The organism is Streptomyces globosus, from assembly GCF_003325375.1.
In the GTDB taxonomy this organism is placed as follows: domain Bacteria; phylum Actinomycetota; class Actinomycetes; order Streptomycetales; family Streptomycetaceae; genus Streptomyces; species Streptomyces globosus_A.
The window spans coordinates 143,634-152,115 of record NZ_CP030864.1 but is presented as its reverse complement, the minus strand read 5'-3'; the positions used below and the strand labels follow the sequence as shown (position 1 = coordinate 152,115).

Below are 8,482 nucleotides of genomic sequence, written 5' to 3'. Positions count from 1 at the left end.
TTGGTGCGGGGCGGCCCGGGGGCCGCCGGCCCCCGTCCGCTCTCGTCGTTGTCGTCGCCGTACGGCTCAGCGCAGCAGCGCCAGCAGTGCCTGCATCTCGGCCACGCTCATCCCGCTGATCCGCGACCTGAGGTGCTGGTCCACCTCGTCGGCGAAGTCCCGCAGGCCCGGCGCGGCGAACACCGTCCGCAGCGGCAGCTCCAGCCCGAAGCGGGAACGGAGCCGGCCGGTCACCTTGGAGGCGATCAGCGAGTGGCCGCCCAGCTCGAAGAAGTTGTCGTCCGGGCCCACCGCATCGAGCTCCAGCACCTCGCACCAGATCTCGGCGACGGCCCGCTGCACGGGCCCCTCCAGCGGCGCCCGCCCGCCCGCGCCGCCTCCGGCCGCCTGCACCGGGTCGGGCAGCCGGTGCCGGTCGATCTTGCCGTTGGCGTTGAGCGGCAGCCTGTCCATCACCAGCAGGAACGGCGGCCGCATGTGCTCGGGCAGCCAGGCCGCCAGATGCCGGCGCAGCGCCTCGGTGTCGGGCGCCGCGGCCGGGTCGAGCGGCGTCACGTACCCGGCGAGCCGGTAGCCGGCGCCCGTCCGCGAGGCCACGACCACGGCATCCCGGACCAGCTCGTGGTCGCGGAGCACCGACTCGATCTCGCCCAGCTCCACCCGCATTCCGCGGATCTTGATCTGGTGGTCGTTGCGGCCGACGAACTTGATCGAGCCGTCCGCCCGCAGGTACCCCTGGTCCCCCGTGCGGTACAGCCGCTCCCCGGCGCCGAAGGGGCTCGCGACGAACGCCTGCGCCGTCTTCACCGGGTCGTTCAGGTAGCCGCGGGCCAGGCCGCGGCCGCCGATGTACAGGTCCCCGGTGACGCCGACGGGCAGCTCGTTGAAGGCGGCGTCCAGCACGTGCACCGTGTTGTTGTCGAACGGCGCCCCGACGCTCACCGCGCCGCTGTCCTCCGCGTCCGCCGCCCCGCAGGTGCGGATGGTGGAGTCGATGGACACCTCCGTCGCCCCCCACGTGTTGTGCAGCGCGCCCGGCATCGTCTCGGCGAACCGGCGCACCGCCGCCGGGGTGAGCGCCTCACCGCTGGACACCGTGTTGCGCAGCGCCCCGAGCGCGATCCGGTCCTGCGGGGTGACGGCCTCCATCAGCAGGTTCAGCATGCTCGGCACGGTCTGCAGCAGCACCGTCCGGTAGCGCTTGGCCGCCTCCAGCACCGCCTGCGGGTCACGGTGCAGACCCGGCTCGATCAGCGCGATCCGACCGCCGTACATGAGGGGCCAGAACAGCTCCAGAGCCGAGTCGTCGAAGGTCAGCGTCGTCTTGTGGAGCACCGTCTCGCCGGGCCGCAGCGCGTGCTGCTTCTGCATCCACACCATCCGGTTGACCCAGCCCTCGTGGGTGCTGGCGACGCCCTTCGGGGCGCCGGTCGAGCCGGAGGTGTAGTAGACGGACACCAGGTTCCGCGGGTGCACCGCCACCTCGGGCCGGCCGCCCGGAAGCCCCGCGATCCCCGCCCAGTCGGCGTCGACCCGCACGACGTGCGCCACCTCGGGCGCGGAGTCGGCCTGGCGGCCGAGCGTGAGGCAGACCCCGGCCCGCGCGTCGGCCGAGATCTGCGTCAGCCGGTTGCGCGGGGCCTCCGGGTCGAGCGGCAGGTACCCGGCGCCCGCCTTGAGGATCGCCAGCAGGCCCACCACCAGCTCGGGGGAGCGGTCCATGCACAGGCCCACGACGTCGTCCGGGCGGACGCCCAGGTTGACGAGGTGGCGGGCCAGCCGGTTGGCGCGGCCGTCCAGCTCGGCGTACGTCAGCCGCTCGTCCCCGAAGACGACGGCCTCGGCGTCCGGAGTGGCGTCGGCCTGGTCCTCGACCAGCGCGTGCAGGCACCGGTCGGCCGGGAACTCCGCGGCCGTCGCGTTCCAGGCGTCCAACTGCGCCAGCTCGGCCGGCGTGCACAGCCGGAACGAGGCGAGACGGCCGTCCGGGGCGTCCAGGACCTGCCCGAGCAGCCCGAGGAAGTGCTCCACGAGCCGCTCGGCGGTCGCCCGGTCGTACAGGTCGGTGCTGAACTCCAGGTCGCAGTCGAAGGACCCGCCGGGCCGCCGCGTCACGAACAGGGTCGTGTCGAAGCGCGAGGTGGCGCCGTCCACCGGGACCGCCTCGGTCCGCAGCCCCTCCAGGGGCAGGTCCTGCGCCTCGTCGTCCTGGTACGCGAAGACGGTCTGCACGAGCGGGGAGTGGCTGCTGACGCCCTGGAGGCCCAGCCGCTGCACGATCTGCTCGAACGGCACGTCCTGGTGGTCCAGCACCTCCAGGCAGGTCCGGCCGACGGCGCGGACGTACTCGCGGAAGGTGTCCCCGGCGCGGTGGCGGGCCCGGAACGGCACCGTGTTGACGAAGAAGCCGACGAGCCCGTCGAGGCCCGGGTGGTGGCGTCCGGCGACCGGGGTGCCGATCACCAGATCCTGCTGGCCGGTGTACTTGTGCAGCGTCAGCAGGAACGCGGAGAGCATCGTCACGTAGACGCTCACCCCGTGGTCCCGGCTCGCCGCCGCCACGCGGCCGCCCAGTTCGGGGGAGACCGTGAACCGCACATGGCCGCCGGCGTAGGAGTGCACGGCCGGCCGCGGCCGGTCGGCGGGGAACGCCGTCAGCTCCGGGGCGCCGGCGAGCTCCCGCTCCCAGAACGCCAGCTGGCGCTCGCCGGTCCCGCCGTCGAGCCAGTCGCGCTGCCAGGCGGCGAAGTCCGCGTACTGCACGGCCAGGGGCTCGCCCGCCGCGGGCAGGCCCGCGCGGGCCGCCGCGTACCCGGCGCCCAGGTCCGCCAGGATCACGCCGGTGGACCAGCCGTCGGTGACGATGTGGTGGAAGGTGAGCAGCAGGTACGCCTCCCGGTCCCCGGTACGGAGCAGCGCCGCCCGGAAGAGCGGGCCGGCAGCCAGGTCGAAGGGAGTGGCCACGTCGGCGAGGATCCGCTCGCGGGCGGCGTCCTCCGCGCCGCCCCCGGCGTCCCGCAGGTCGGTGACGGCCAGGTCCACGGCCGCAGGCTCCGCGGCCTGCTGCACGGGCCGGTCGTCCGCCGCCGCCATCGAGCTGCGCAGCACGTCGTGGCGGGAGGCCAGGTGGTGCAGGGCCGCCCGCAGCGCCTCCACGTCGAGGTCCCCGTGGATCCGGTACAGCATCGGCTCGTTGTAGGCGGGGGACTGCGGGTCGAGCTGGTGCAGCAGCCACAGGCGCTCCTGGGCGTGCGACAGCGGCCGCGCGGCACCCCGTACGGCCTGGCGGGCCCCGGCGGCCGCGGTGACGGCGCCGGCGGACTCCGCCTCGCCGTGCACGCGGACGCTGCCCTGCAGGAGGGCCGCGAGCCGGGCGGGGCTGCGCTGCTCGAACAGCCAGGCCAGCGGAACCCCGCCGGTCACGCCCGCACGGATCCGCATCACGGCCCGGGCCGCGAGGATGGAGTCCCCGCCGTAGTCGAAGAAGTCGGCGTCGGGCGCGAACTCCGGCAGACCGAGGGTGTCCGCGAACACCCGCGACAGCCAGGCCGCGGTGTTCTGCAGCGATTCCTGCGGTACGACCCGTTCCTGCGGGTCCTGCGGAAGCTGGAGGGCAGCGTGAGAAGACAAGGGTGTTCCCCCGACGAGATAGGCACACGGCGCGAAGGCGCAGAAAAAGGACGATCGAGGGCAGGCGGAAGAGCCTCCCCCCGCTTCCGGGTCCCCGCAGGGCTCCCGGGCAAGGGTGGTTCGCCGCTCGGCGGCCCGAGGGGCGGGCGAGCGGTGGGCGGCGGCGGGCAGTGGTCGGGCGAGCGGCGCGCGGTGCGGGCGCTGCCCTCCGCACGGCTCACCGTGCGGAGGGGGCCGGACCGACGCGGGGCGTTCGGCGGCCCGCCCGGCCGGAAGGCGACGACGGGCCGGGCGGGCGGGCGGACCGCCGCAGCCGGATACGGCGACGTGGTGGGATCCGGCGGAGCCGGGTCAGCGAGCCGCCGGCCCCTCCATGGCCTCGACGAGGCTGGTGGGCCGCATGTCGGTCCAGTTCTGCTCGATGTAGGCCAGGCACTCCTCGCGCCGGCCCTCCCCGAAGACCGCGGTCCAGCCCTCGGGCACCGTGACGAACGACGGCCACAGCGAGTGCTGGTTCTCGGAGTTGACCAGCACCAGGTAGGTGCCGTCGGCGTCCTCGAAGGGGTTGCTCATGGTTGCTCCTGATCTCTTCCTGGGGCCCGCCGGGCGGGCGCCGCCTCAGGCGTCGCGCCCGGGCGCTCCCCAGCCGGTGTCGATGCGTGCTGCCAGGTTCTCGGCGCCCGGGGCACCCCAGCCGGTGTCGATGCGTGCAGCCAGGTCCCTGGCGCGCGGAGCACCCCAGCCGGTGTCGGAGACGCCGTCGGCCGCCTGCGCGGTGGCCGGCTGGGCGAGGCCGGCTGCCGTCGCACCGGCCGCGCCCAGCAGAACGGCGGCAGCGGCGAGCACACAGGTGTTCCGGACAACGGCGGTGAAGTGCCTCATTGCGTTCCTTAACAGCAGTTCGTGGGGGGAAACCTCACCGGAGTCCCCCTGCGCCCCCTGGCACGCCCACCACTCTTCCAAACGATCTCGGCCGAATCTTTGCCAGTGGTGGATCATCAACGTGCATGTCCGCATGATGAGCACTGGATGTACCTACGTGAACCCACACCAAACAGACGCAACCGGCGCCGGGCACCCCTCCGACGCCATGCGCGCCGCCTACCGCCACGCCCTGCGCCGGCCCTCCGTCACCTCGGAGGACGTCGCCGCTGACCTGGGCATCCCCCTGCCCGAAGTCGAGCGGGCCTGCACGGAACTGACCACCCTCGGCCTGCTGCGCGAGGACACCCGGCGGCCCTCCGCCTACGTCGCCGTGGAACCCGAATCCGCCGCCGAGCGCGTGATCGCCCCGATGGAGCGCGCCATCCGCGCGCAGCGCGCGGCCGTCGAGACCCTGCGCGGACAGCTGCAGGAGTACGGCCGCATCTACGAGGAGCGGCCCGCCCCCGGAGGCGGCCGCGAGGGCGTGGAGTACATCGCCGCGCTGGGCGCCACCAGGGAGGCCATCGCCGAACTCGCCGCCCGGTGCGAGACGGAGGTGCTCACCTCGCAGCCGGGCGGCGGGCGCAGGGCCGAGGTCCTCCAGGAGGCCATCGCCCGGGACGAGGCGATGCTGGAGCGCGGCGTCAGCATGCGCACCCTCTACCAGCACACCGCACGTTTCAGCCAGGGCACACGCGAGTACGTGGAGCGGGTCTCCCAGCGCGGGGCCGAGGTGCGGACGCTCGACGACCGGTTCGTCCGGTTGCTCGTGTTCGACCGCAAAGTCGCTGTCATCGGAGTGGAGGGCGACCCGGGCGCCGCGATCATCGTCCGCGAGCCGAACCTGGTCCACTTCATCCTGAGCACCTTCGAACTGTGGTGGGTCAGTGCCACACCGTTCCCGCTTGAATGGAACAACCAGGATGTAGCGGACATCTCCGAACAGCTGAAGCAGCGCATCACCCTGCTGCTGAGCGAGGGCCTGACCGACCAGTCCATCGCCACCCGCATGGGCATGTCCGTCCGCACCTGCCGCCGCCACATCGCCGAGATCATGGACCGCCTCGGCGTGAAGAGCCGCTTCCAGGCGGGCTACCTCCTCGGCGCCCAGCGCGCAGCCACCCGCCCGGACACCCCGCCCACGCCGCCGACGGGGGAACAGCACGCCGAATGAAGAGCGGACCAAGGCGAGAGCAACCCGGTTGACCTGCGCGGTTAGGATGCGGCCATGACTCACTCGGGGGACAGAGCGCACACCGTCACCACACGCGGCCAACTGGCCGCACTGGCCCTGCTGCTGGCGGCCATAGCCGTCCTGGCGAAATGGCACGAGGGCCCGGTCTTCTGGGTCGGCGCCCTCCTGGGCCTCGCCGGCCTCGGCGGCTACCTCACCCGCTTCGACAGCCCCCGCGGCGCAGCGCAATGGCTCCTCGCCGCCGTCGGCTTCTGCATGGTCGCCGTGTTCACCCTCCAGTTCCTGATCGGCGTCTTCGCCTGACCTGGAGGAGCCTGGCACGGTTCGCGGTGCCGGGCGGGTCCTCGCTGCTGTCCGACGGCCGCTTCGTGTGGCGCGCCGACGGGAAGCTGGGCCAACAGCTCTCGCATCCCGCGGCAATCGCCCTGCGGAACACGGCGATGCGCCTGACCCCGTCCCGCGCCTCGACCCGCATGATCCTCCGTCACCACACCTGGACCCCGCCCCGCCTGCCGGAACCCCCGGCCCGGCATTAGGCTCGTGGCAGCCACGGTCACCGACGAGGGGGAGTGCCGGACATGAGCGGAAGAGTGACAGCGGTCAGCAGCAACGCCACGTACTCGTTCACCAAGCCGAACCGGGACAGCATCACCCTGCTCACCGGCCTCGGCGTGGAAGGGGACGTCCACGCCGGTGTGACGGTCAAGCACCGCTCACGCATCGCGCAGGACCCGACCCAGCCGAACCTCCGCCAGGTCCACCTCATCCACGAAGAGCTCTTCGCCGAGGTCGCCGGCGAAGGGTTCCAGGTGTCGCCCGGCAGCCTCGGCGAGAACATCACCACCAGCGGCATCGACCTGCTCGGCCTCCCGGCCGGCACGCTCCTGCGCATCGGCGACTCGGCGGTCCTGGAAGTCACCGGCCTCCGCAACCCCTGCCGGCAGATCGACCACTTCCAGGACGGCCTGCTCAAGCACGTGGTCGGCCGCGACGAGTGCGGCACCGTCATCCGCAAAGCCGGGATCATGAGCATCGTGAAGGAAGGCGGCGTCATCCGCCCCGGCGACCCGGTCGAGGCGGAGCTGCCCGCAGGCCCGCACCGCCCCCTCGACCGGGTCTGACCGCCCCGTCCCCCCGCTGTGTTCGCTCGCTCCCGCGGCGGCACCGCGGCCGCGGCCGCTACCGGGGCGGAGCGGCTTCGCGCTGGTAGATGTCCGGGATGCCGTCCGCGTCGGAGTCCAGCATCTCCTCCTCGTACAGCCGCTTGTACACCGTGTTGCGGCGCAGCAGCAGCAGCGCGGCGAGGACGGCGGAGACCGCGGAGCCGATGAGGACGGCGGCCTTGATCTGCTCGGTGAGGGCCTGGCCGGGGAAGGCCAGTTCGCCGATGAGGAGGGAGACGGTGAAGCCGATCCCGGAGAGGACTGCGAGGCCGAGGACGTCGGCCCAGCTGAGGTCGGGGTTGAGTCGGGCGCGGGTGAAGCGGGCGGCGAGGTAGGTCCCGCCGAACACGCCGAGGATCTTGCCGACGACGAGGCCCAGCACGACGCCGAGCGGTTCCGGCGTCGTGAAGACCCGGGCGAGGGCATCGCCGGAGACGCTGACCCCCGCAGCGAACAGCGCGAACAGCGGGACGGCCACACCGGCGGAGAACGGGTGGACGAGGTGCGCCACCCGCGCCCCGGGGGCGGCGTCCTCGCCCTTGTCGGCGGTGGTACGCAGGATCAGACCCATGGCGACGCCCGCGACGGTGGCGTGCACGCCGCTGTTGTACATCAGCGCCCAGATCGCGAGCCCGAGCGGGACGTACCACCACCAGCCGCGCACCCGGAAGCGCTGGAGCAGGTAGAAGACGGCCAGCCCGGCGAAGGCCCCGCCGAGCGCCCAGAAGTTCAGCCCGTCGCTGAAGAAGATCGCGATGACGAGGATGGCGCCGAGGTCGTCGACCACGGCCAGGGTGAGGAGGAACGCCCGCAGCGCGGCCGGCAGGTGCGTGGAGATGACGGCGAGGACGGCCAGCGCGAACGCGATGTCGGTGGCCATGGGGACAGCCCAGCCGTCGAGGCTCCCGCCGCCGAGGCCCGCAGTGAGCGCGTACAGGGCGGCGGGCACGGCCATGCCGCACAGGGCGGCGACGACCGGCAGCGCGGCGGTGGCCGGAGTGCGCAGCTCCCCGACGACGAGTTCCCGCTTGAGCTCGATGCCGGCGACGAGGAAGAAGACGGCGAGGAGGCCGTCTGCGGTCCAGTGCCCGACGGACAGGTCGAGGCCGAGCGCCGGTATGCCGAAGTGGAACTCCCGGACCTGCGTGTACAGGTCGCCGAGGGGGCTGTTGGCCCAGACGAGTGCGATGACCGCGGCGGCCAGGAGCATGAGCCCGCCGAAGGTCTCGGTGCGCAGGGCCTCGGTGATGGCGCGGCGCTCCGGCCACGGCAGGAGGCCGAGGAACGGGGAGCGCTCGGGCGGCGGGGCAGCGGTCATTGCGGGGAAAACCTCCAGGCGTCGGCAGCGGCAGGGCACACGGGCCCGAGGACGCCGACCAGACTTCCCGGCACACCCCGCGTCCGCCCTCGGGTCGGAGGGCGCCTTGACGCGTTCTTCACACCCTATCGGGACCGTCGGAATGTCGCCAGGGGGGCTTTGACGTGCAGCGATGGCGGCGAGGGCAGAGCCCCGCCACAGCCCGCACCGCCGAGTGGAGACCGCCCGCAAGCCTGCCGCCCGCCGCCGCCC

Annotated in this window: 7 protein-coding genes; 3 read left to right on the top strand and 4 right to left on the bottom strand. The window is 73.2% G+C overall.

Annotated features, from left to right (window positions below):
• Positions 1–66 precede the first annotated feature (66 nt).
• The 3 genes from C0216_RS31660 to C0216_RS31650 all read right to left on the bottom strand — a co-directional run bounded on the left by C0216_RS31660 (position 67) and on the right by C0216_RS31650 (position 4,512).
• On the bottom strand, positions 67–3,630 hold the full coding sequence (locus C0216_RS31660) for a non-ribosomal peptide synthetase (RefSeq protein ID WP_114059218.1): 3,564 nt from the start codon (positions 3,628–3,630) through the stop codon (positions 67–69).
• Between the two features lie 351 nt (positions 3,631–3,981).
• Positions 3,982–4,203: an MbtH family protein gene (locus tag C0216_RS31655; RefSeq protein ID WP_114059217.1), complete on the bottom strand. Its 222-nt coding sequence runs from the start codon at positions 4,201–4,203 to the stop codon at positions 3,982–3,984.
• A gap of 45 nt (positions 4,204–4,248) precedes the next feature.
• Positions 4,249–4,512 (bottom strand): hypothetical protein, encoded by a 264-nt coding sequence (locus C0216_RS31650; RefSeq protein WP_114059216.1) that lies wholly within the window; start codon positions 4,510–4,512, stop codon positions 4,249–4,251.
• Between the two features lie 157 nt (positions 4,513–4,669).
• Here C0216_RS31650 and C0216_RS31645 point away from each other — a divergent pair, with 157 nt between their 5' ends.
• The 3 genes from C0216_RS31645 to C0216_RS31630 all read left to right on the top strand — a co-directional run bounded on the left by C0216_RS31645 (position 4,670) and on the right by C0216_RS31630 (position 6,870).
• Positions 4,670–5,728 (top strand): helix-turn-helix transcriptional regulator, encoded by a 1,059-nt coding sequence (locus C0216_RS31645; RefSeq protein WP_246043051.1) that lies wholly within the window; start codon positions 4,670–4,672, stop codon positions 5,726–5,728.
• 54 nt (positions 5,729–5,782) lie between these two features.
• On the top strand, positions 5,783–6,052 hold the full coding sequence (locus C0216_RS31640; protein ID WP_114059214.1) for a hypothetical protein: 270 nt from the start codon (positions 5,783–5,785) through the stop codon (positions 6,050–6,052).
• Positions 6,053–6,327: 275 nt separating this feature from the next.
• The gene (locus C0216_RS31630; RefSeq protein ID WP_114059212.1) at positions 6,328–6,870 is read left to right on the top strand and encodes an MOSC domain-containing protein; all 543 of its coding nucleotides are present in this window, start codon (positions 6,328–6,330) and stop codon (positions 6,868–6,870) included.
• A gap of 58 nt (positions 6,871–6,928) precedes the next feature.
• Here the strand turns inward: C0216_RS31630 and nhaA are convergent, their stop codons facing one another.
• A complete protein-coding gene (gene nhaA, locus C0216_RS31625) occupies positions 6,929–8,230 on the bottom strand; it encodes a Na+/H+ antiporter NhaA (RefSeq protein ID WP_114059211.1) in 1,302 nt (433 codons plus the stop codon).
• Positions 8,231–8,482 lie beyond the last annotated feature (252 nt).

Coding starts and splice junctions, on each gene's coding strand:
- C0216_RS31630 (WP_114059212.1), top strand. CDS start 6,328: ATGAGCGGAAGAGTGACAGCGGTCAGCAGCAACGCCACGTACTCGTTC.
- C0216_RS31650 (WP_114059216.1), bottom strand. CDS start 4,512: ATGAGGCACTTCACCGCCGTTGTCCGGAACACCTGTGTGCTCGCCGCT.
- C0216_RS31655 (WP_114059217.1), bottom strand. CDS start 4,203: ATGAGCAACCCCTTCGAGGACGCCGACGGCACCTACCTGGTGCTGGTC.
- C0216_RS31640 (WP_114059214.1), top strand. CDS start 5,783: ATGACTCACTCGGGGGACAGAGCGCACACCGTCACCACACGCGGCCAA.
- nhaA (WP_114059211.1), bottom strand. CDS start 8,230: ATGACCGCTGCCCCGCCGCCCGAGCGCTCCCCGTTCCTCGGCCTCCTG.